Origin of the sequence: Arthrobacter sp. PvP103 (assembly GCF_017833075.1) — a bacterium.
Classification (GTDB): Bacteria; Actinomycetota; Actinomycetes; order Actinomycetales; family Micrococcaceae; genus Arthrobacter.
This window is the reverse complement of sequence record NZ_JAFIBQ010000001.1, coordinates 3803524-3826677: the sequence shown is the minus strand read 5'-3', so window position 1 is coordinate 3826677 and position 23154 is coordinate 3803524. Positions and strand designations below refer to the sequence as shown.

The 23154-nt window shown below is 65.5% G+C and carries 11 protein-coding genes; 4 read left to right on the top strand and 7 right to left on the bottom strand.

Translation table 11 applies throughout. The annotated features are described in order from the left end of the window. Positions 1-31: 31 nt before the first annotated feature. The 7 genes from JOE41_RS17470 to JOE41_RS17440 all read right to left on the bottom strand — a co-directional run bounded on the left by JOE41_RS17470 (position 32) and on the right by JOE41_RS17440 (position 17567). On the bottom strand, positions 32-1003 hold the full coding sequence (locus JOE41_RS17470) for a MoxR family ATPase (RefSeq protein WP_209753097.1): 972 nt from the start codon (positions 1001-1003) through the stop codon (positions 32-34). Positions 1004-1103: 100 nt separating this feature from the next. After that, positions 1104-7208 (bottom strand): Ig-like domain-containing protein, encoded by a 6105-nt coding sequence (locus JOE41_RS17465; protein WP_209753096.1) that lies wholly within the window; start codon positions 7206-7208, stop codon positions 1104-1106. 154 nt (positions 7209-7362) lie between these two features. Continuing rightward, positions 7363-13518, bottom strand: a complete 6156-nt coding sequence (locus JOE41_RS17460) for an Ig-like domain-containing protein (RefSeq protein ID WP_209753095.1) — start codon at positions 13516-13518, stop codon at positions 7363-7365. Between the two features lie 121 nt (positions 13519-13639). Continuing rightward, the gene (locus tag JOE41_RS17455; protein ID WP_245200758.1) at positions 13640-14974 is read right to left on the bottom strand and encodes an adenylate/guanylate cyclase domain-containing protein; all 1335 of its coding nucleotides are present in this window, start codon (positions 14972-14974) and stop codon (positions 13640-13642) included. After that, positions 14964-15590 carry a PH domain-containing protein gene (locus JOE41_RS17450; RefSeq protein ID WP_209753094.1) on the bottom strand — a complete coding sequence of 209 codons (627 nt, stop codon included), beginning with the start codon at positions 15588-15590 and terminating at the stop codon, positions 14964-14966. Before JOE41_RS17450 ends, JOE41_RS17455 begins: the two co-directional genes overlap by 11 nt. Continuing rightward, on the bottom strand, positions 15583-16626 hold the full coding sequence (locus JOE41_RS17445) for a biotin--[acetyl-CoA-carboxylase] ligase (RefSeq protein WP_011691144.1): 1044 nt from the start codon (positions 16624-16626) through the stop codon (positions 15583-15585). Before JOE41_RS17445 ends, JOE41_RS17450 begins: the two co-directional genes overlap by 8 nt. Before the next feature lie 50 nt (positions 16627-16676). Then, entirely contained in the window at positions 16677-17567 is an 891-nt protein-coding gene (locus JOE41_RS17440; protein WP_011691143.1) for an NAD(P)-dependent oxidoreductase, read from the bottom strand. A gap of 206 nt (positions 17568-17773) precedes the next feature. Between JOE41_RS17440 and JOE41_RS17435 the strand changes: the two genes are divergently transcribed. The 4 genes from JOE41_RS17435 to JOE41_RS17420 all read left to right on the top strand — a co-directional run bounded on the left by JOE41_RS17435 (position 17774) and on the right by JOE41_RS17420 (position 23096). Next, entirely contained in the window at positions 17774-19357 is a 1584-nt protein-coding gene (locus JOE41_RS17435; protein ID WP_011691142.1) for an acyl-CoA carboxylase subunit beta, read from the top strand. Beyond that, positions 19354-19629: an acyl-CoA carboxylase epsilon subunit gene (locus tag JOE41_RS17430; RefSeq protein WP_011691141.1), complete on the top strand. Its 276-nt coding sequence runs from the start codon at positions 19354-19356 to the stop codon at positions 19627-19629. Before JOE41_RS17435 ends, JOE41_RS17430 begins: the two co-directional genes overlap by 4 nt. A 96-nt stretch (positions 19630-19725) precedes the next feature. Continuing rightward, the gene (locus JOE41_RS17425; protein WP_209753093.1) at positions 19726-21411 is read left to right on the top strand and encodes a DUF885 domain-containing protein; all 1686 of its coding nucleotides are present in this window, start codon (positions 19726-19728) and stop codon (positions 21409-21411) included. 254 nt (positions 21412-21665) lie between these two features. Next, positions 21666-23096, top strand: a complete 1431-nt coding sequence (locus JOE41_RS17420; RefSeq protein ID WP_011691139.1) for a dicarboxylate/amino acid:cation symporter — start codon at positions 21666-21668, stop codon at positions 23094-23096. Positions 23097-23154: the final 58 nt, after the last annotated feature.

The following is a 23154-nucleotide window of genomic DNA, read 5'->3' as shown; positions in this document are numbered from 1 at the left end:
TGAATGTGCCGGAATAGTGCAGGGGCACCATCTAGACGGCGGCGCGCTGCTGCGGGGCAGCGACGTCCGTCAGAACGCGGGCCAGCACGGCCTCCGCGGTGGCGCCGGAGAATTCCGCTTCCGGGTCCATCACAAAGCGGTGGGTCCAGACCACGCTGGCGAGGTCCTTCACATCGTCCGGCAGGACGAAGTTGCGGCCCTGGCTTGCGGCCCAGACCTTGGCCGCCCGGACCATGGCCAGGGCACCTCGGACCGAGACGCCGAGCCGGGTCTCCGGGGCGTTGCGGGTCTCCTCGCACAGCCGTGAGATGTACTCCAGCACAGCGGTGTCCACGTGGGTGGTGGCGGCGAGGTCAGCCATGTCAGCGATAGCTTGGGTGGTGATGACCGCGGAGAGCTGCTTGGACCGGTCCTTGAGGTTGGCGCCACCCAGCAGCTGCACTGTGGACGCGTGGTCCGGGTAGCCGATGGACGTCTTGATCAGGAAGCGGTCCAGCTGGGCTTCGGGCAGGCGGTAGGTGCCCGCCTGCTCGATCGGGTTCTGGGTGGCCATCACCATGAACGGTCGGCCGGCCTCGTACGTGGTGCCGTCCACCGTGACCCGGGATTCCTCCATGACCTCCAGGAGCGCGGACTGCGTCTTGGGCGAGGCCCGGTTGATTTCGTCCGCGAGCACGATGTTGTTGAAGATGGGGCCCTTGTGGAACTCAAACTTCTGCGTCTTCTGGTCATAGATCGTCACGCCCGTGACATCCGACGGCAGAAGATCCGGAGTGAACTGGATGCGGTTGTTGGAGCCTTGCACCGTGGCCGCCAAGGCACGGGCCAGGGAAGTCTTCCCGGTGCCCGGCGCGTCTTCGAAGAGGACGTGCCCTTCGGCGAGCATGGCCATGAAGGTCAGGCGGATGACGTGGGACTTGCCCAGCACAGCCTGTCCTACGTTGGCAACGAGCTTCTCGAACGTTCCTGCAAACCAGTCGGCCTGCTCAGTTGTCATGGTCATGGGTGAATCCTCTTCCGGGTTCGGGTGAATCTTCGGGCCGTTGCCCGCTTAGTCCAGCGATTAGTCTATTTGTTGTTGTTGGCGCCGTCATGACCGCGCCCTACCGCCGCGGCATGCCTCCCGGCGGGTTGGTGCCTAGCGACGTGGTGTCGCCGCGCGCGAAGTTGCCGCCGGCCGCTCCCGAGGTGAGGTGGTACCAGACCCGGCCGCTCCACACCACGTAGTAGTCCGCCTGCGCGGTGTAGCCCGTGTCGAACCAGCGGCCCGGGCTAAGGCATTGGTCCGGGTTGGAATTCCGGTAGCTGTTGGTGCTGCTGTTCGGCTCCGTGCAGGTTCGGACCGGAGTAGCCCGGATGTCCCACGACGTCGGGGCCGGGGGCGGTGGTTCCGCTCCGCTCCGCGAGGTATCGCTGCCGATGCGCCCGGGCTGGTTGGCGCTGATGGCGCGGACCCGCAGCGTGTGGGTCTCGCTGAAGCCCACACTCTTGGAGAAGGACCGCTGGTCGGTGCTGACCCATCCGCCGCCGTCCAGGCTGTACTGGTAGCCCGTCACGGCACGGCCGTTGCCGCTGGGCTGGTTCCAGTTCCAGGAAACGGTCCTGTCTCCCACCCCGCTGCTGTTGCTGCCCGTCACGGTCGGCGCGAAGGCCAGCCCGTAGGGGTTCACCACGTTTGATGGCGGGCTTGCATCGCCTGCGGTGGAACTGCGGGACGAGACAGCCCACACGACGACGGCGGTATCGGTGCCGTTGGCTGCCGCGACAGTTCCGCCGCCGGCGGCGATGTTGCCGCTGCCGCCGCCCGATGTCAGCCGGTACTTGTAGGTGATCTCACCGGGAGTCGATCCGTTCCGCTGGGCATCGGTCAGGACGGGGAACCTGACATCGATCTTCCCGCCGTCGCCGCCCGTGTCCTTCAACGTCGCGGTCGGTTGGCCCACCATGTCCGGCTTGCCCACCGCCCGGACGGCCGCGGACTGCGCGCTCGTGCCGGAGGTGCCCGCCTTGTTGGTGGCCGACACGGTGAAGGTGTACCCCGACTCGGAGTTGTCCACCGTGACGTTCTGCGACGTCCCGGACACCTGCTGGGTGGTCACGACGGCACCGCCCCTCAAGGTGGTCAGCGTGTAGGCAGAGATGGCGTCGCCGTTGTTGTTCGGGGCCGTCCAGGTCACCCTGAGCTGGCTCTGCGTTCCGACAGACTGCGCTGCCGTCGCGCTCGGCGCGGCCGGGGTGACCGGGACGCCGGCGGGGGTTTCCGCGGCGGAGTAGGCACTCCACTCGGACGGCTCCTTGGCATCATTGCGTGCCAGGACCCGGACCTTGTAGGCGACCCCGTTCTGCAGCCCCTTCCAGACGTAGCTGAGCGAGGTCAGGTTCTGGATCTGGGCGTTCTGCCCGGCCGGGGCCGGAGAGATCTCCAGGTCGTAGGACTTGACCGGCGAACCCTTGCTGGCCGGGGCCGTCCACGTTACGGAGAGCTGTTTGTCGCCGAACTTGAGCGCAGGCGCAACGGGGGTGTCGGGTTTGACGTCCGGGCGGACCTCGGCTGACGCCGGTGACCGCTCGGATTCACCGAACTCGTTCGTGGCAGTGACCTGGAAGTGGTACTTCGTGTTGTTGGTCAGGCCTGTGAGCGTGCAACTGTTGGCCGGGCAGGCCTGCTGGAAGCCGCCCTCACCGTACACCGTGTACTTGGTGATGGGCGAGCCGCGGTCCGCAGGTGCCGTCCAGTTGAGCAGCGCGGTCTGGTCGCCCACGCTTTGGGCCTGCGGCGTGGCCGGAGGCAGCGGCTTGTCTTTGACCGTCAGCCGGACCCTGGCAGTGGCGTGCCGGGAGGTCTCCCCCGTCTTATCCTCCACCGTGTAGACCACAATCAGGGTCCCGGTGAAGCCTGAAGCAGGCGTGACGGTGACGTTGCTGCCGGCGACCTCCACGTTGCCGAGCCCGGTTTCAACGGACGCCTGCACGATCTTCAGCGGCGTCTCGGGGAACGGGTTGGAGTCGTTGGCGAGAACATTTACGGTCACGGGCTTACCCGCCGCCGCGTTGGGCTCGACGTCGTCGCTGGCCACCGGCTTCGGCCGGTTGGAGGCCGTGATGGCGAGCTGGAAGGTAGCCGTTGCTTCCAGTCCCCGCGGATCCTTCGCTTTGACCTGCACGGTGCCCGAGGTGCCGGTGGCCATGGCCCCGTCCACGGATGTCTTAAGCGTCTTGCCGTCGATGCGGGCATTGAAACCGGCCGGGCTGTCCCCCGCCAGCTCGTACTTCATGTTGTCCACGTCATCGCGGTCAGGGTCCGAGGTCAGCCGGCCCAGGTCGATCTCCGCGGACTCGCCCTTGGGCACGTCAACGGAGCTTCCCAGCAGCGTGGGCGGGTTGTTCCGGTTCGGGTCCGGCAGCACTTTGGTCCGGATGCTAAGGGTCGATTTCAGGCCGGCCGGGTCATCCGGTCCGCTGCCGTCGGTGACTTCGAAGCTGATGGAGCCCGGGCCCACGTAGTCCTGCCCGGCCGCGTAGTTGATCGCCGTGCCGTTTCCGGCCACAGGGTCACCGCCGTCGGCGCCGATCAGCTTGATCCGGTCAGTCTGGGTGAGGCGGGGCGACCGTCCGTCACGGACCTTGACCCACTCTTTCAGGTCCACCGTCACGGACTGTCCGGCGATGACTTCGAGTACATCGTCCTTGGCAAGCGTCGGTACCTGCTGTCCGATGCCGGGCACCCAGATGATGGCGGTGGACTTCTGGCCGTCCACGTCCTCGACCGTGTAGGGGATCAGTTGGGGCTGCTCCGTCAGTTCCACCACCATGTTGCCGTCCGTTCCCGGCCGGGCAGTGGTGGCATCCGTGGCGATCTTCAGGTTCTCGCCCACACCGTCCGGGTCTTCGTCGTTCTTCAGCACGGGAACGTCCACGGCGGTCTTGCCCAGTGTCTGCGCGGACGTCACGCGGTCGTCCCTCGCGATGGGGGCCTTCAACGGCACGTCGTTCCGCACGTTCACCCGGATGGTGGCCTGGGCAGAGGCACCGCGGTCATCGACCACCGTGTAGCGGACGTTGACCGTCCCCTCGCTCGCCGGCGCCTGCAGGATGATGCGGCCGCTCGCCTTGCTCACGGTGGCCTGGAGTTCTGCGGGCGCCTCGATTCCGTCCGCAACGACGCCGATGGGGTCGCCGTCGGGGTCGGTGTCGTTCCCGATCGCGTCCACCGCAATCTGGCGGCCCGGACGGACCTGGACGTCGTCGTCAACGGGAGTGGGTTTCTGGTTCGCATCGCCGCGGGGCGCGATGCCCACGGTGACCGTGCCGGTATTGACGGCGCCTTGCCGGTCCACCACTTTGTACCGGAATGTGTCAGTGCCCGCGCCGTCGCCCGCCGCGGTGAAGTCGATGAAGTTGCTGCCGACAGTGGCAGTACCCATGTTGGGGGTGCTGTCGATGCCGGTCAACTGGACGGAGTCGCCGTCGGGATCGATGCCGTCCAGGTCCACCGGAATGCGGACCGACCCGGCGGCCACCACCCGGGCCGTCAGGTTCTTTGGCTGCGGCCTGGAGTTCTCGGCGCCTTCCAGCGGCAGGATGTGGATGGTGACAGCCGCGGCGCTCTTCTGGCCCTGCGGGTCCACGGCGTTATAGATGGCCCGGACCGTCTTGGGCTGCGGTCCGGCGATGAACCGCAGCGTGTTTTCGGAAACGAAGCTCTTGCCGTCCGCTTCCGCCACTGCCTGCGGCAGCACCGGATCCACCGTCAGTTTCTGGCCCTGCGGATGGGTGTCATTGGCCAGCACGGGAATGGTGACGACGTCGTTGACGCGGACGTTCACCTCGTCCGGTTTCGGCTGGGGTGCTTCCACGACGGCGGGCGCCGGCACCGGGACCACGGAGACGCTGCCGGTGGCGGATTTCCTGCCGTTGGACATCGTGTACTGGAACAGGAAGGGGTCCTTGGTGCCCAGCACGTCGGTGATACGCAGCACGCTGTGGTCGATCACGCTGACCGAGGCCGTGGTGTTCTCCGGAAGCTGGACCGACTGGAGCACCAGCACCCCGCCGGAGGGATCGGAGTCGTTGGCCAGCGGGTCGAGGAGCACGCTGCCGCCCGTGGGCATCAGGGCAACGTCATGGACTGCGACGGGGTCCCCGGTGTCCTTGCCTGATTCCACATCCACACGGATGAGTCCCTGGCTGCTCTGCGGACCATTGCTGGCGATGTATGTGAGGTAGACGGGACCGGCGGTCTCGCTGCGGAACGTAAACGTGCCGCCGTCGGTCACGGGCCCGAGTTCGGCGGGGCCTGACGCTTCCACCTGGGCAAGCCGGAGGGCTCCGCCGTTGGGGTCGACGTCGTTCTTCAGCGGTGCGATCACGAGGTCCTGGCCGACGACGGCGGTGACATGGTCTGCGTTGACCACCGGCGTCAGGGCGCCCGGCGGCTGCACGTTCACCACCACCTGCCCGGTGGTGGTGTCACGGCCGTCCCATACGGACACCGTGACGGTCTTCTTGCCGGGTGCAGCCCCGGAATCCTGGTAGGTAAGCAACCCGTCGCGGCGGACCTTGACCTGGTCCTGCTCGTTGTCCGCCTTGGCGTCCAGCAGCACGAGGTCGTCGCCGTCGGGGTCGGTCCAGTCGGTCAGGATGTTCTGGCTGACGGTTTTGCCCTGCTCCACCAGCATGGTGGTGGGGTCGCCCCGCTTGAAGACTGGTGGCTTGTTCTCGTCAGCGCCGACGATGTTCAGGGAAACCTGCCCGCCGGCAGAGAGCCCGCGGCCGTCCGCCGCGTTGTAGCTGAACGTTTCAGAGCCGGGCTTGGCGTCGGCCGGTACCGTGATCTGGAAGGCTGTGCCGCCGTAGATGCTTTGCAATGTGCCCGACGTCGGCCCGGAACCGCCCACAGATGCCGTCAGGACGTCGCCGTCGGGATCGGAGTCGTTATCCAGCACGCTGAGGATGGTGGTGCGCCCGGGCCGCACGCCGACAGTGTCGGGTTTGGTTTCCGGCGGGCGGTTGGGCTTTGTGCGGTCCGGCAGGATGTTGATCGTGTTGTTGTCCGCGGACTCCTGGTCCTGGTCGTTGGACTGGTTCTTGGGCGGGACGACGTCGTCCCAGTTGTTGACCAGCTGCATGTTCTGGTTCACCAGCCACACATTGCCCGAGTTCACATCGTTCAACACCACCAGGTCCCGGTTCACCCGGAACACATACGACGGCGACGCACTCGCCTTCGGCACCTCAACGTTCTTGTCATCAGCATCATTCACACAATCACGGACATACTTGTTCGCCCCCGACCACGCCGCATGAACACACCCGCCCAGCTGCACCGGAGCCGCCGGAACACCCTCACCATCAAAGGACACCGTCTTCGCCGTCGAACCATCCAACGGCTGCTTCAACAACGCCTTCTGCGTCGCCACCGCAACCACATCCGACGCCGGACCGGACTGCTGCAACTTCGCATCCCGCGCGTTCTCCAGATCCAGCCCACGACCGCCCGGCAGGAACAACTTCCCCCGCCCCGCATCCAGGACCACCGGCTTATCCCCCACCACAGCCAGCTGCAGATCACCCGCACCCTTCAGACCGTCCCACGTGCCCGACTCTGACGACGTCGTCTCACCATTGGCATCAACAGCCGTCACAGTCACAACACCCGTCTTCGGATCCGCACTGTAAATCCGGTCATCCGTCCCGACAGCGGACACCAGGCCCTCCGAACCGACCACGGCAGGTTCAGTAGCTTCCTCATCGAAGCCGTTCACCGTGGACGGCGAAAGAGCCCACACCTTGCCCTTCGCCGCATCCGTCACCGAAATCACGGCAGAACCGAAACTAACATCAGCCGAACCCGGCAACTGCTTATCCCCGCCCAGCTGCATATTCGCCGGCGAGACCTGATTCAGAGTCGAGCCGGTCTCATCATCAACGAAAACGTTCCCGGAGTTCTGCAGGATATCGAACGTAGTACTCGCCGGCGTCACCGCACCGTCGAGGACCCGCGACGGATAATTCAACCGCCCAACAGCGTTCTTGGTCTTACTGACCACCCACACACCGCCGTCGTTCAACTCCACCTCAGTGGTCTTGAACCCCGGATAAATAATCGCACCAGCCACCAAAGCAGCACCCGCCACCGCAAAAGCGGTGCCCGAAACCAACTTTCTGCGGCGATCCCTGAGACCCAGCTTGCCGAACAGAGTAGTCACAAGTTCTCAAATCCCTCAAAATCGCAGCCGCCCCCAGGGCAGCGTTTCCAAAGACCCGGTACCGGGCTCTCTGTTTCCCGCGATAGCCTACCGAACCCGCCGCGGGACCGCGATGGGGAGCACTCCCCAACCGCTTGACCTGCGGCTACGCCCGTCATGAACATTGCGGGATTCCGTGACTCTCGGGTTCGCCCAGGGTGGTATTGCCGACCTGGATGGTCCGGCCCACGAAGCGGCCGTCAGGATGGGTGTTGATGCGGTACCACTTATAGGTCCCGCGGGCGTCAGGCACAGTGCGCCACATGAAGCAGTTGACCGTGAAGGACGGACCGGAGCCGTAGATCCAGGGATAGCCACGGATGACACCGTCGCAGGTATGTTCCGCGTTCGTCGGCGACCGCCACGAGGTTTGCCCTGAGGCAGGCGCGTCCGTGCACGTGCGGTAACCGTTGACCGCGGCATCCCAATTTGTCTTGGCCGGGCCGGACTGGGCCGTGGCTTCGGCAACGGGCCCGCCGGTGCCCACGGAGTTGACGGTCTGCACCTGAATCGAGTGCCGTTCGTCAAAGCCGCCGGTGTTCACCGTCCGCGTTCCGGACGCCGCGACAGTTTCCCAGCCTCGGCCATCGATATTGATCCGTGTGTAAGCGACGTCGTTCGTCGCCGTCGATGGTGAGGACCAGCTGAAGCTAAGGGACTTCTGGTTCTGGCCGCCGTTCTGGCCCGACGCCGACGGCGTTCCCGGCGCACCGTACGGCGTGGCCCTGGCTGCAGCGCTGGCGTCCGAGCTTGGGGCCACAGTGGAGTTGGCCACCACGGTGATGGACGTGGCATCACCATTGGTGAAGCCACCCACGGTTTGCCCCGGCTTGATGGGGCCGCCTTGGCCGGTGCTGGCGTTGTAGCTGTAGCTGACTTCACCGTAGGCAGAGCCGTTGCGTTCGGCAGCGGTCAGCTCCTTGAAGTTGACGGTCACCTTCCGCCCTGCTCCCCCGGTGTCTGCCGGGGTAACGCTGACCCCCGAGACCTGGCCGAGTTTGCCGGTGGCGCGCCGCGGCGCGGAAGGCGGGCTAACGGCACCCTTTCCCGCTTTGTTTTCGGCCTGCACCGTAAAGGTGTACTCAGCTTCGGAGTTGTTTGCCGTGAAGTTTGCGGTGCGCACTGTCCCGGCTACGGTCTGGGTCTGCGGCGCGCCGCCGCCTCCGCTCATCGTGACGAAGTAGTTCCTGATCGGATCACCGTTGGTGTCGGGTTCCGACCAGTTAACGCGCAGCTGGTTCGTGGTTCCGACAGCTGAGGCCACGGCAGACGTTGGCGCGGCTGGAGCCGCGGGCACCCCCGCAGGATTATCTTCGGACGAGTAGATGCCCCAGTCGGAGGGGCCAAGCTCGTTGACGGCCTGGGCACGGACCTTGTAGCGCACGCCGTTGGTCAGTCCCGGCCAGGTGTAGTTCAGGCCGGTGACCCCGTTCTTCACGGCAACCCCGTTGGCCGGCGGCGGCGAAATCTCCAGGTTGTAGCCCTTGACGGCTGAGCCCTCGGTCTTCGCCGCAGGCCAGGCGATGACCATGTTCTTGTCGCCGGCTTTTACCGTGGGTGCCTCCGGAGGCGAGGGCTTCTCATCCGGCCTGATCTCGTTGGACGCCACCGATGCCGCCGAGACCCCCACTTCGTTAGTGGCAGTGACGGTGAAAACGTACTTGACGTCGTTGGTCAGGCCACTGAGCGTGCAGGTGGTGGTGGCGCAGTCCTGGCTGAAGCCGCTGGACGTGACAGTGTACTTGCTGATGGCCGCCCCGTTGTCGGAGGGCGGGGCCCACTTAAGAACGGCGGTGCGGCTGCGCACGTCCGTTGCGGATGGGGCCGACGGGGCATCCGGTTTATCCCGGACGGTGACGCGCACACGGCCGCTTGCCTGCCGGGAGGGGTCCCCGGTCTTGTCCAGCACGGTGTAGCGAATCACCATGATTCCCTTGGAGCCTTCGGCGGGGGTGACGGTAATCGAGTCCCCGTTCACGGCAGGAGCACCGGCGGCAGAACCGGTTTCAACCGTGGCAGAGATGATCTTGAGCGGGTTTTCCTCGAAAGGATTGAAATCATTGGCAAGGACGTTGATGCTCTCGGTCCGGCCGGCGTTGGCATTGTCGATGACGTCCTCGTTGGCGGCGGGGAGCGGCCTGTTGGAGGCGACGACGGTCGCGGTCACCGCAGCCTTTACCGCACCGGAGCGGCCGTCCGTCACCTTGAGCGGAATGATCCCCTTGCGACCCGCGGCCATGCCGGAGTCAGCGCTGACCTTGAGCGTCTGGCCCTCAACGGTTGCCTTGAAACCTTCCGGCAGTGTGCCGTCCAGCTCGAAGGTGAGCTTCTCCTGGTCCCCGTCGTCAACGTCCTTTGCCAGGTTGCCCAGTTCCAGGCTGGCAGTTTCGGCCAGCGGCACCTCGAGGTCGGTTCCGCTGAACGTGGGCTCGTGGTTGGCATTGGGGTCCGGGATCACCCGGGTGATGACGGTCAGCGTGGACTTCAGCCCCTGCGGATCGTCCGGACCGGAACCATCCGTCACTTCAAACGTGACAGAGCCAGGCCCCACGTAGTCACTAAGCGCCGCGTAGCGCAGCGCGTTTCCGTTGCCGGTGATGATGTTCCCGGGGTCCGCTCCCTGGACGCTTACCTTGTCCGCCTGGGTGATCCGGGCGGTGCGTCCGTCCCGTACGCGGACGTACTCGCCCAGGTCGATGGTAGCTTCTTTGCCTGCCATCACTTCCAGGACGTCGGTGCGGGCCAGGGTGGGGCGTTGTTCCCCTTGACCGGGAACCCAGATGACCGCCGTCGCGCTTTGGCCGTCGACGTCGGTGACGGTGTAGGGGACCAGCTGATCCTTCGGGGCGAGGGACACGACGACGGTGCCGTCACCTCCGACGCGCGCGTTCGGATTGCCGTCCGGCAGGGCGACCTTGAGTTCGGCGGCGACGCCGTCGGGGTCCGAGTCGTTCTTGAGGACCGGGACCTCGACGGCGGATTTGCCCAGTGTCTCGGCCGGCGTGACCACATCGTCCTGCGCGACCGGGAACCTCAGGGCGGCGTCGGGACTGACCCGGACCCGGATCACGGCGCTGCCTTGGGCCTTCTTGTCATCCTGGATCTTGTAGCTGACGCTTTCGTTGCCCGCGGCGCCGGGTGCCGTGAGCAGTACTTTCCCCCCGTCTGCGCTCTCGACCCGGAGTTCGGGGCGTGCCTCAAAGCCGTTGGCCACCAGGCCGATGGGGTCCCCGTCAGGGTCCGAGTCGTTGCTGAGCGCGTCGACGGCGATCTGGCGCCCTGGCCGGACATCCACGGCGTCATCCACCGCAATGGGCTTCTGGTTGTTGGCCTCCGGCGGGGCAATGCCGACAATTACGGTGCCGGTGTTCTCGGCGCCGATCCGGTCCCGGACACGGTAGGTGAAGGTGTCGGTGCCGGCGGCCGTTGCGGTAGCAGTGAACTCGAGGTAACCGTCCTTCACCACGGCCGTTCCCATTGCCGGAGCCTTGTCCACGCCGATCAGCTGCACGGAGTCGCCGTCGGAATCGATCCCGTCCAAGGGCACCGGCATCCGCACCACCATGCCGGCCACCACGCGTGCGGTCAGGTTCTTCGGCTCGGGGCGGGTGTTCCGTTCGTCATCGCGGGCGCGGATGCGGATGGTGACCTGCTGGGAGTCCGACTGCCCGGATTCATTGGTGACCTTGTAAATCGCATAGACCGTCTTGGGAACGTCCCCGGCGATGAAGCGCAGGGTCCCGCCGGAGCGGAACATGCGGCCGTCGGCGTCGTCGGGCTTCTGCGCCAGTTCGGGTTCAAGGGTGAGCTTGCCGCCGTTGGGGTCGGTGTCGTTCTCCAGCACAGGAATGGTGACAACGTCGCCCGCCCGGACCGACACCTCGTCCGGCTTGGCCTGCGGGGCCTGGAGCTTGGCCGGTGCTGGAACCACCAGCACGGCAATGTCCCCGCTGGCGGAGGCCTTACCGTTGGAAATCGTGTACTTGACGTTGAGCTGCCCTTCTGCCCGGATGTCGGTGATCCTGATGACCGAGTGGTCCAGCACCGATGCGCTGACCGGCTGGCCCTCGGCCGCGGTGACGGACTGAACCACCAGCACCCCGCCCGAGGGGTCCGAATCGTTGCCGAGGACGTCCACCAGCACATTGCCGCCGCTGGGCAGCAAGGCGGTGTCGCGGACGGCGACCGGGGCGCCGTCGCCGTTGCCGGGAACGACGTCCACGCGTACCAGTTGCTGTGCGCTGGCCGGGCCGTTGGTCACGAGGTAGGTCACATAGTGTGCGCCCTCGGCAGTGGAGTTGAAGGTGAAGGTCTGCTGGTCCGCTCCCATGGTGGCAGTGGAGTTTCCGTCGGGAGTGACCTGCGCGAGACGGAGCGCTCCGCCCTGCGGGTCCGAATCGTTCTTCAGCGGCGCCATAACCGTGTCCACGCCGGCGACGGCGACAATGTGGTCTGCGTTGGCGATCGGCGGAAGCGCTCCCGGGGCGCGCACGTCTACGGTGACTTTGTCTTCGGCAGTGGACTGGCCGTCGGAGACCGTCACGGTGACTACTTTGCGGCCGGGCTCGGAGCCGGCGTCTTGGAAACTGAGCAGGCCGTCCGGCCGGGCCTTGACCTGGTCGCGGGGGTCGCTGCCGCTGGCACTGACCACGTAAAGGTCGTCGCCGTCCGGGTCGATCCAGTCGGTCAGGATGTTCTGGCTGACGAGCTTGCCGGCCTGCACTACGAGGGTGGTGTTCCGGTTCGGCTTCCGGCGGGGGGCCGAGTTCTCCCCCGGCGGAATGATGTTGAGGGTGACATCGGAGGAGGCGCTGAGGCCGCGGCCGTCGTCTACAGCGTATTTGAACTTCTCGGAGCCGGTCTTGTCCGCCGGTACGCTGACCTGGAAACCGGTGGAACCGTAGATCGGGGCTAGGAGCCCGGAGCTGATCGCATCCGGGGCGCGGACCGTGAGGATGTCGCCGTCGGGGTCGGAGTCGTTATCCAGGACTGGGAGGATGGCGGTCTTGCCTGCGCGGACTCCGAAGGTGTCCGGTTTGGCAACCGGCGCACTGTTGGGCTTGGTCCGGTCCGGCAGCACGGTCTGCTGCACCTCGTCCGCGGAATCCTTGTCCGCGTCATCCGAGGTCTGCTGCGGCGGGACGACGTCGTCCCAGTTGTTGACCAGCTGCATGTTCTGGTTCACCAGCCACACATTGCCCGAGTTCACATCGTTCAACACCACCAGGTCCCGGTTCACCCGGAACACATACGACGGCGATGCACTCGCCTTCGGCACCTCAACGTTCTTGTCATCAGCATCATTCACACAATCACGGACATACTTGTTCGCCCCCGACCACGCCGCATGAACACACCCGCCCAGCTGCACCGGAGCCGCCGGAACACCCTCACCATCAAAGGACACCGTCTTCGCCGTCGAACCATCCAACGGCTGCTTCAACAACGCCTTCTGCGTCGCCACCGCAACCACATCCGACGCCGGACCGGACTGCTGCAACTTCGCATCCCGCGCGTTCTCCAGATCCAGCCCACGACCGCCCGGCAGGAACAACTTCCCCCGCCCCGCATCCAGGACCACCGGCTTATCCCCCACCACAGCCAGCTGCAGATCACCCGCACCCTTCAGACCGTCCCACGTGCCCGACTCTGACGACGTCGTCTCACCATTGGCATCAACAGCCGTCACAGTCACAACACCCGTCTTCGGATCCGCACTGTAAATCCGGTCATCCGTCCCGACAGCGGACACCAGGCCCTCCGAACCGACCACGGCAGGTTCAGTAGCTTCCTCATCGAAGCCGTTCACCGTGGACGGCGAAAGAGCCCACACCTTGCCCTTCGCCGCATCCGTCACCGAAATCACGGCAGAACCGAAACTAACATCAGCCGAACCCGGCAACTGCTTATCCCCGCCCAGCTGCATATTCGCCGGCGAGACCTGATTCAGAGTCGAGCCGGTCTCATCATCAACGAAAACGTTCCCGGAGTTCTGCAGGATATCGAACGTAGTACTCGCCGGCGTCACCGCACCGTCGAGGACCCGCGACGGATAATTCAACCGCCCAACAGCGTTCTTGGTCTTACTGACCACCCACACACCGCCGTCGTTCAACTCCACCTCAGTGGTCTTGAACCCCGGATAAATAATCGCACCAGCCACCAAAGCAGCACCCGCCACCGCAAAAACCGTGGCTCGGAGAATCCCCGCACGCCGACGGTTCGGCGTCGGTTCCGATTTGGGCGTCACGGATCGAAATGGCCGTTTCATTACTGGTTTTCCCCCACGAGAAATGCATTCCGGGCACGCTGAGACCCACTGGAAACGTAGCCGGGTCAGTCCGACTATGTCATAAGACCATCAAATGTAGAAACCTGGACGGTCCGGGGCATCAGTCCAGGACGAGGCCACGGCCGCTGCCGCGCTGCAGCAGGACCGGGTGGATTTCGCCGAAGCCGCGGACTTCCTCGGCCTTTTGCGGCACCAGCACAAACCGCTCGTCGTGTTCCAAGGCGGCGGCAGTCATCGAGTCCACCAGCACCGTGCCGGGGTCGGCCAGTGCCGTCAGCCGGGCGGCGAGATTAACAGTGGGCCCGTAGATGTCGCCCAGACGCGAGAGGATCCGGCCCCACACCATGGCAACCCGGGCCTCGGGCAGGATCTCGTCCTCGGTAAAGGCCTGTGACAGGGCGAGGGAAATCTCGGCACCCGCCGCAGGCGTCTCGGCAATATAAAGGACTTCGTCGCCCACTGTCTTCACCAGGCGGCCACCGCCTACCGAGATGATTTCGGCGCACTTGTTTTCGAAACGCTGAACCAGCTGGGCGAGCGTCTTCTCGTTCATGCGCCTGGAGAGGCTGGTATAGGAGACCAGGTCGGCAAAGCCCACTGCCCTCGCGAGGGGCAATGGCGCGTCATCCTCATCGCCTTCGCGGCCCTCTTCACTCGCCTGCAGTCCGGCTTCGGCCCGCACGGCAAGACGCTGGACACCAGCGTTGAGCTGCCGGCGCCAGGAGTAAACGAGCATTTCCTCGAGGGCGTCCACGAGGGACGGGAGCTGATTGACCAGCCGCTTGCGGGCCACAGCGTCCGACACGCCCTGCCGGTGGACCATGTCCTCCACCAGGGCTTCGATTTGCCACACCACCATCCGGTCAGTCATCTGCCCGATGGCACGGGTCACCGAGATGGCCGCCTCTTCGGTGAGCTTCCCGGCGCGGACCAGGTCCACCACGGTGGACAGCGCCGCCTGGTCGCGTTCGGTGAAGGCCACGTCCTCGTCGCCGAGGTTGGGAAAGCCCAGGGCGCGCCACAACTTGCGGGCTGACAGTAGTGACAGTCCGGCACCGGCCGCCACCTCGCGGCGGCGGAGCTTTCGCTCACCGCCAAGGAGCCTGGCTTCGAGCGCCTTGGCTGCGAGCCGTTCGGCGGAGAGTGTCCCGGTGGGGGGTGCCTCAGACGGGGATGTTCCCGCCGGCCGGCCCGCCGGAGCCGGATCGTAGGGGGCGGGGTCGTGTGGTATCGGCTGGTGGGTTGCCGACGGCGTGCCGGCGGGGTCCCCGGCTACGGAGGTTTCGAGCACGGGCGCCTCCACCGAAACTGTGTCCAGCGAGGCATCTTCCAGCACAGCGGCTTCAAGGGTGGCGGTTTCCACTACTGCGTCCGGCGGTGAGGGCATCTCGGACCGCTCGGCCTCGTCCACGGGTCCGGCATTCTCAACGCTCATCTCTTCCACCTTCTCTCGAATCCCACTGCTCTCCCGTTTCCCGCGGCCGGTAGTACTGTGCTTCCCCGGCTAGTTGCCGCGCCCGGTCTGCCTCGAAGACCACACCGGGTGGCAGGTCATCGATGGCATCGAGAACGAAATTCCGGAACCTCACTGCCTCCGGCACATCCGGGATGACGGCATCCGCACCCTGTCCGGTATCCAACGATATATTCCCGGACCGCAATATGCGTTGCCAGAGTGACTGACTGACGCCTATGTGATGGACGTGAGCGAGCGGGATCTGGATGTCCCGCCTGCGCAACATGCCATAACGGGCAATTATCCGCCGGCTGGTCAGGACGTACTGCGTAGCGTGCCACCGGAGCACGCGAGGCAGGCAGTACCCCAACAGTATCCACGCGACGGCCCCGGCGCACACTGCGACGAGCCAGAACGTCCATTCCCCGGTGATCAGCGGAACCAGCCTGGCTGGCTCGCCTTTCACGATCCAGGCACTGGCGAAGGCGCCCAGGGCAGGAGCAACGATGAACAGCAGCCCCGGAAAAAAGAGCTTCCGGGGCTGCGGCCGGGTCACAGTGATGACCTGTTCACCCGGCAGGAGGTCTTTACGCATATCCGCTTTCGGCGGTGCCCGTGCCGGTGCCCGTTTCGGTTCCTGAACCGCCGCCTGTGCCAGGCGGGGTCCACGGCCGGAGGTGGACGACGTCACCGGCCGTCACGACGTGTTCGTGCCGGGCCGAATCGACCACTAGGAGGGAACCGTATTCGTCCAGGCGGGAGGCATGGCCGATGATCTCGTGGTCGCCGGGCAGTTGTGCGCGCACTTGCTTGCCGAGGGTGGTCATGACCGACTCGACCCGCTTGTGCAGCGAGGGTCCGCCTGCCATCCCGGCAGCGGGGTCGCCGTCGGCATTGCAGAAGTTTCGATAGAGCGCGGCAAACCGCGAAAGGTAACTCTTGAGGAGTACCGTCCGGTCCACGGTGCGGGCATTCTCCAGCAGCACTGACGTGGCCGTGGGAACGGGAAGCTCCCCTGCAGTAAGGGTCACATTGAGCCCCGTGCCCAGAATCACCGGCGGAACGGAGCCGTCCCCCATGGGTCCAAGCTGCGCCAGGATGCCCGCGATTTTCCGGCCGCGCACCATGACGTCGTTGGGCCATTTGATCTCGGCCGGTATTCCTGCCGTTTCCAGGAGTGCCTCACGCAGCGCAAGCGCGGCGAGCAGCGAGAACCAGGAGTAACTGTGCGTCGGCAGCGGCCGTCCTTCAGCGTTGACCGGGCGGAGGACGATCGACACGGAAACGGAGCTCAGGGGCGGCGCCTCCCAGTGGCGGTCCAGCCGGCCGCGGGCCGCGGTCTGGTGCTCCGCCGTCAACACCGAAAGGTCCGGCCAGGCGCGGGGATCCACGGTCACACCCTGCAGGAGGTCCGCGTTGGTGGAGCCTGTCGAGTCCACCACCGTCAGCTGCGCTATGCCGTTGGCGGACAGGAATTCTTCACTGCCCAACTCGGCCCTGTTGAGGCCGACGCGGGGAACCGCGTCGGGCTGAGCAGCGGAAGGAACGTCGGGGTTCCGCCGCTCCGGGCCGGGCTCGGAAGACTGCGTGTTGTTCGGGTCCTGGCCGTCGGCAGGCTGTGGGGCGTCCATAGTTGAATCCTACCGAGTTGGCGCGGCTCAGGCGGCGGGCCGAGGTGTTCTCAGAGGAAAATGTCAGGGACCAGCCGGTCCTCCGGCGCGCCCAGGCTGTACGGGGAAAAATCAGCAACTCCCGCCGCGGAGAGCACCTGTTCATCCGTGTAGAAATTGCCGCTCGGCGAGCCGCCGCCTGCCTGCAGGTTGCCTCCCGTCAGCACGGCATGCGCCGCATCCGCCATGATCTCCGGCCCGCGGGCGGCCTTCACCATGTTCTCGCCGCCGGGCATGTTGCGGATGGCTGCGGTATCGATCAGGGTGCAGGGCCAGAGTGAGTTGACGTTGATCCGGTCTTCCTTGAGTTCTTCGGCCAGGCCGAGCGTGGTGAGGCTCATTCCGTATTTGGCCATCGTGTAGGCAAGGTGCATGCCGGCCCATTTGGGATCCAGGTTCAGCGGCGGCGAAAGGGTGAGGATGTGGGCGGACGACGAACGGCGGAGGGCAGGAAGCGCGAGCTTGGAGAGCAGGAAGGTGCCCCGGACATTGATGTCCTGCATCAGGTCGTAGCGCTTCATGTCCACGGCGTCCGTCTTGGACAGGTCGATTGCGGAGGCATTGTTGATCACAATGTCGATCCCGCCAAAGCGTTCGACGGCGGCGGCAACCGCCCCGGCGACGTCTTCGTCGTTGCGCACGTCGCCCACGATCGGGAGTGCCTGGCCGCCCGCCGCCAGCAGCTGTTCCGCAGCGCTAAAGACCGTCCCTTCCAGTTTCGCGTGCGGCTGGCCGGTCTTTGCCATCAGTACTATGTTGGCGCCGTCACATGCGGCGCGGAGGGCAATAGCCAGGCCGATCCCGCGGCTGCCGCCCGACATCAGAATGGTGCGGCCCTGAAGGGAACCGGCGGCCTGGTACGGCCCTGCGGCGGTGCCCGAAGCATCGTTGCTTGAAGTCATAAGGACACTCTAGCCGAAGTATGTTACCGGCGAGTAACATACTGGTCACTGTCTCTCAAGGGCAGAAAATTGTAGGTTTTCTACAGCGGTCCGGGCCAATAGCGTCACTAGACTAGCCAACAGGGTCCTGTTTTTGTGCGGAAGCTACTTAAGCGCCGTTGCGACACAGTGCCAGCGACCATCAGCTACAGAGCCGGAGACACTTGATGAGCCACGATCTGACCACGACAGCGGGAAAGATTGCCGACTTCCGCGACCGCCAGGCGCGTGCCGAGCAGCCATCCGGCCCCGAGGCCATCGAAAAGCAGCACGCCCGCGGCAAGAACACCGCGCGTGAACGCATCGACCTCCTACTGGACGCGGATTCCTTCGTGGAATTCGACGCCCTGGCCGTGCACCGCTCCACGGCCTTCGGCATGGAAAAGAAGAAGCCCCTGGGCGACGGACTGGTGTCCGGATACGGCACGGTGGACGGCCGCCCCGTGGCCGTGTACAGCCAGGACTTCTCGGTCTACGGCGGTTCACTTAGCCAGGTTAATGGCGAGAAGATCGTCAAGGTGCAGGAATTCGCGTTGCGCAACGGCTGCCCGGTAGTAGGCATTCTCGACGGCGGCGGCGCACGCATCCAGGAAGGCGTCGCCTCCCTGGCCATGTTCGCGGACATCTTCCGCAACAACGTCCATGCGTCCGGAGTGGTCCCGCAGATTTCCCTCATCATGGGACCCTCGGCCGGCGGCGCGGCCTACTCCCCCGCCCTGACCGACTACGTGGTCATGGTGGACAAGACCTCGCACATGTTCATCACCGGGCCGGACGTGATCAAGACCGTCACCGGCGAGGACGTTGACATGGAAACCCTGGGCGGTGCGCGGCAGCACAACGCCAACACGGGCACGTCCACATACCTGGCTGCGGACGAGGCGGACGCCATCGAGTTCGTCCGCGAACTCCTGGACTTCCTGCCCTCCAACAACCTCGCCGAGGCTCCGGTGCAGGAACACCAGCAGGATCTGGAGGTCGACGACGACGATCTCGCCCTGGACACGCTCATTCCGGATTCCGCCAACCAGCCCTACGACATGCGCAAAGTCGTGGAGCAGATCGTGGACGACGGCCATTTCCTCGAGATGCAGGCACTGTACGCACCCAACGTGATGATCGGCTACGGCCGGATCGAAGGGCACACTGTAGGCGTCGTCGCGAACCAGCCCATGCAGTTCGCCGGCACCCTGGACATCTCGGCCTCCGAAAAGGCCGCGCGCTTCGTCCGCCACTGCGACGCCTTCAACATCCCCATCATCACGCTGGTGGACGTGCCGGGCTTCCTTCCGGGCAAGGACCAGGAATTCCAGGGAATCATCCGCCGCGGCGCCAAGCTCCTGTATGCCTACGCCGAGGCGACCGTCCCCAAGCTCACGGTCATCACCCGCAAGGCATACGGCGGGGCCTACATCGTGATGGGATCCAAAAAGCTCGGCGCCGACCTTAATCTGGCCTGGCCCACGGCCCAGATCGGCGTCATGGGCGCGCAGGGCGCCGTCAACATCCTGTACCGCCGTGAGCTTGCCGCTGTTGCGGAGGCCGGCGGCGATGTCGAGGCCAAGCGCGCAGAGGTCATCCGGCAGTACGAGGAAGAGCTGCTCAACCCCTACCAGGCGGCCCAGCTTGGCTATGTGGATGCCGTTATTGCACCCTCGGAGACCCGGGTACAGATCATCAAGGGCCTGCGCGCCCTGCGGGACAAGCGCGCCAGCCTTCCCGCCAAGAAGCACGGAAACATTCCGCTGTGAGCCCGGACGTGGAGCCGGCCGCAAAGGCGGCGGTTGAACCCGCGCAGACTCCGGACGGAAGCGGCGCCGAGGCCGCGGAGCCGCTGTTCTCCGTGGTCAAGGGCAAACCGACCGACGTCGAACTCGTGGCGTTGACCGCCGTCGTGCTCTCCCTCGGCAGTGCCGAGCCGGAAGGCGAGGCCAAGCCCAGTGTCCGACACTGGGTGCGCCGGCAGCAGCTGCGCCTGGCCCCCGCCCCCGGGCCGGGAGCCTGGAAGCGCAGCCGCGGCTGACGCGCAGCCGGGTGGCCGCCGTCGCGGCCGTCCGCTGACACACCGCAAAGTTCAGTGAGTCTTTCATAACCGGGTTTGCCCCGTTAGTCTCGGGGGGTGACTACCGAATCCGCAGCCTCCGCGCGCCCCCATACAGCCATCGACGCCGTCGCCGACGGCTACACGGACACCCTGATACGGCTCAATCCGAGCTTCGCCACAGTGCTGGGCGTACCGGGCCATGAGACCGAATTCCAGGACTTCTCGCCGGCCGGCATCGAAAGGTTCATGAGAGCGGCCACGGAAGCGCTCAACGCACTTGACGGACTGGAGCCGGTGGACGACGTGGACGCCGTAACGCTCGACGCCATGCGCGAACGGCTGGGACTGCAGTTGGAAATCCACGCATCGGGCTGGGATGCCGCCGAACTGAACAACATCGAATCGCCGGCACAGACTATCCGCTCCATTTTCGACCTGATGCCCACCGACACCGCCGAACACTGGGAGCACATCGCCGGCCGTGCCCACAGCGTCCCCGGAGCGATCGACGGTTATATCGAGTCGCTGCGTTCCGCAAAGGAGCAGGGCAAGGTCTCCGCTGCCCGGCAGGTGGCCATCGTCATCGAGCAGGCCACCAAATACGCCGCCGTGGACGGCTTCTTCGCGAAGAAGGCCGCCGGCGCAAAGACCCAGGACGGCCCGCTTTCCGCGGAACTGCAGGCAAAACTTGACGCCGGCGCTGCCGCGGCCAGCGCAGCCTACGTGAAACTGGCGGACTTCCTCTCCGCCGAGCTGCTCCCCGTGGCACCGGCCAAGGACGCGGTGGGCCGGGACCGCTATGCACTGGCGTCCCGGGCATTCCTCGGCGCGACTGTGGATCTCGACGAGACGTACGCCTGGGGCGTCCAGGAACTCGAGCGGCTCATCGCCGAACAGGAACGCGTGGCCAACGAGATCCGGCCCGGCGCTTCCGTGGCGGAAGCCAAGGAGATCCTGAACAGCGATCCCGCCCGGCAACTCAAAGGCACCGACGCCTTAAAGGCGTGGATGCAGGACCTCTCGGACAAGGCCGTGGCGGATCTCGCCGGTGTTCACTTCGAGATCCCGGACATCATGAAGACGCTCGAATGCCTGATCGCGCCCACGGACGAAGGCGGCATCTACTACACCGGCCCTTCTGACGACTTCAGCAGGCCGGGCCGGATGTGGTGGTCCGTACCTGCGGGCGAGGACACGTTCACCACGTGGGCAGAGACCACCACGGTGTTCCACGAAGGCGTACCCGGACACCACCTCCAGATCGCTACGGCCGTCTACCGCCGGGAGCTGCTCAACAAGTGGCGACGCAACGTCTGCTGGACGTCCGGCCACGGCGAAGGCTGGGCACTGTACGCCGAGAAACTGATGCAGGAACTGGGTTACCTCAAGGACCCGGGCGACCACATGGGCATGCTGGACATGCAGCGCATGCGTGCGGCGCGTGTGGTGTTCGACATCGGCGTACACCTGGAGCTGGAGGTTCCGGAACGCTGGGGCAGCGGCACCTGGACACCGGACAAGGGGTACGGCTTCCTGAAAGAGAACCTGGCGATCAGTGAGGGCCAGCTCAATTTCGAGTTCGCCCGCTACCTGGGGTGGCCGGGCCAGGCGCCGTCCTACAAGGTGGGCCAGCGCCTCTGGGAACAGATCCGCGCCGAGCTTGAAGCCCGCCCCGGTTTCGACCTGAAGGCCTTCCACACCAAGGCCCTGAACATCGGCTCCGTGGGGCTCGATACACTCAAGCGCGCACTGCTTGGGTAAGACCCGTCCCCGGGCGTCCCGGAGGGACGGACGTCCTCGGCGTGCTGCTCCATCGTCGCTTTGATGCACGCTGCCGGATGCCCGTTCCTCCGTTCCGCGCGAGACGTTTGCCACACGGGTGCCGGGAATAACTTCACAAAAGTGCCCGCCTACGCGATTTTCTAGGGATTTTCCGGCTGCCTTTGGAATTTATTCCCGTAATATTTCTCAACATCCGTTCGTCGTGATAACTGCACCGGTCCTAGCGTGTTCGGGTGAGCACTCAAACCAGCACCCCCTCCCCCGCAGGAAACACCGGCTTCCGGCTGCCCAAATGGGCCGGTTCATTCGGCTTCCAGATCATCGCCGCCCTGATCGTGGGCCTGGGCCTCGGCCTCCTGGCCAAGTACACGGGCAGCACCAAGGCGAGCCCCAATGCCCTCGGCGCCACCCTGCAGACCATCGGCTCGAGCTACGTCTCATTGCTGCAGACCGCCGTGGTTCCCCTTATCTTCACCGCGGTGGTCAGCTCGATCTCGAACCTCCGCCAGGTGTCCAACGCCGCAAAGCTGGCGTGGAACACGCTCCTGTGGTTCGCCATCACGTCCCTGATCGCAGTGCTGATCGGCATCGGCCTGGGTGTGTTGCTCCAGCCCGGCGCCAGCACCGGCATCACCCAGGAAGCCAAGTACTCCGGCAAGTCCGGTGACTGGTGGGCGTTCCTGGTCGGACTCTTCCCCAAGAACTTCCTGGGCCTGGGTGCCAGCTCCACCGTTGCTGAATCGGGCGCCGTGACCACCGCGGTCAGCTTCAATGTCCTCCAGATCCTGGTGATCGCGATCGCCGTCGGCGTGGCTGCCCTGAAGGTGGGCAAGGCAGCTGAGCCGTTCCTGACCCTGAACGCTTCCGCCCTCGCCGTCATCCAGAAGGTGCTGTGGTGGATCATCCGGATCGCCCCGCTGGGCACCGTTGGCCTCATTGGCAACGCCGTGGCCGTCTACGGCTGGGACACCATCGGGTCGCTCGGCAAGTTCACCTTTGCCATCTACGTCGGCCTGGCCCTGGTGCTGTTCGTGGTCTACCCCGTCCTGATCCGCACCCACGGGTTGTCCGTCAAGCAGTATTTCTCCGGTGTCTGGCCCGCTGTGCAGCTGGCCTTCGTTTCCCGCTCTTCCGTGGGCACCCTGCCGCTGACCCAGCGCGTCACCGAGCGCAGCCTGGGCGTCCCCCGGGCCTACGCCTCCTTCGCCGTGCCCCTGGGCGCCACCACCAAGATGGACGGTTGCGCCGCGATCTACCCTGCCATCTCGGCGATCTTCGTCGCCCAGTTCTTCGGCATCCAGTTGGACTTCAGCCAGTACCTGCTGATCGCCCTCGTCTCCGTGCTGGGCTCCGCCGCGACTGCCGGTACCACCGGCGCCGTCGTCATGCTGACCCTGACGCTCTCCACGCTGGGACTGCCGCTGGCCGGCGTCGGCCTCCTGCTGGCGATCGATCCGATCCTGGACATGGGCCGCACGGCGGTCAATGTCGCCGGGCAGGCGCTCGTCCCCACGATCGTTGCCAAGCGCCAGGGCATCCTGGACGAGTCGCTCTACAACGCACCGCGTAACGGCGACCCGTTCGCAGACGACTCCACCGAGGCGGTTGCCGATCCGACGGCGGCTGCAGTGGACGGCCGCGAACTTGCCGACGCGAAAGCCTGATATCAGGCTTGGTTAACGACGCCGCAGTCCCCCGGGGTGTTCCCGGGGGACTGCGGCG

What these genes read in the sequence shown, in the direction of transcription:
- JOE41_RS17450 (WP_209753094.1), bottom strand. Translation starts at nt 15,590, where the DNA reads ATGCGTAAAGACCTCCTGCCGGGTGAACAGGTCATCACTGTGACCCGG.
- JOE41_RS17455 (WP_245200758.1), bottom strand. Translation starts at nt 14,974, where the DNA reads ATGAGCGTTGAGAATGCCGGACCCGTGGACGAGGCCGAGCGGTCCGAG.
- JOE41_RS17470 (WP_209753097.1), bottom strand. Translation starts at nt 1,003, where the DNA reads ATGACCATGACAACTGAGCAGGCCGACTGGTTTGCAGGAACGTTCGAG.
- JOE41_RS17435 (WP_011691142.1), top strand. Translation starts at nt 17,774, where the DNA reads ATGAGCCACGATCTGACCACGACAGCGGGAAAGATTGCCGACTTCCGC.
- JOE41_RS17440 (WP_011691143.1), bottom strand. Translation starts at nt 17,567, where the DNA reads ATGACTTCAAGCAACGATGCTTCGGGCACCGCCGCAGGGCCGTACCAG.
- JOE41_RS17445 (WP_011691144.1), bottom strand. Translation starts at nt 16,626, where the DNA reads ATGGACGCCCCACAGCCTGCCGACGGCCAGGACCCGAACAACACGCAG.
- JOE41_RS17460 (WP_209753095.1), bottom strand. Translation starts at nt 13,518, where the DNA reads ATGAAACGGCCATTTCGATCCGTGACGCCCAAATCGGAACCGACGCCG.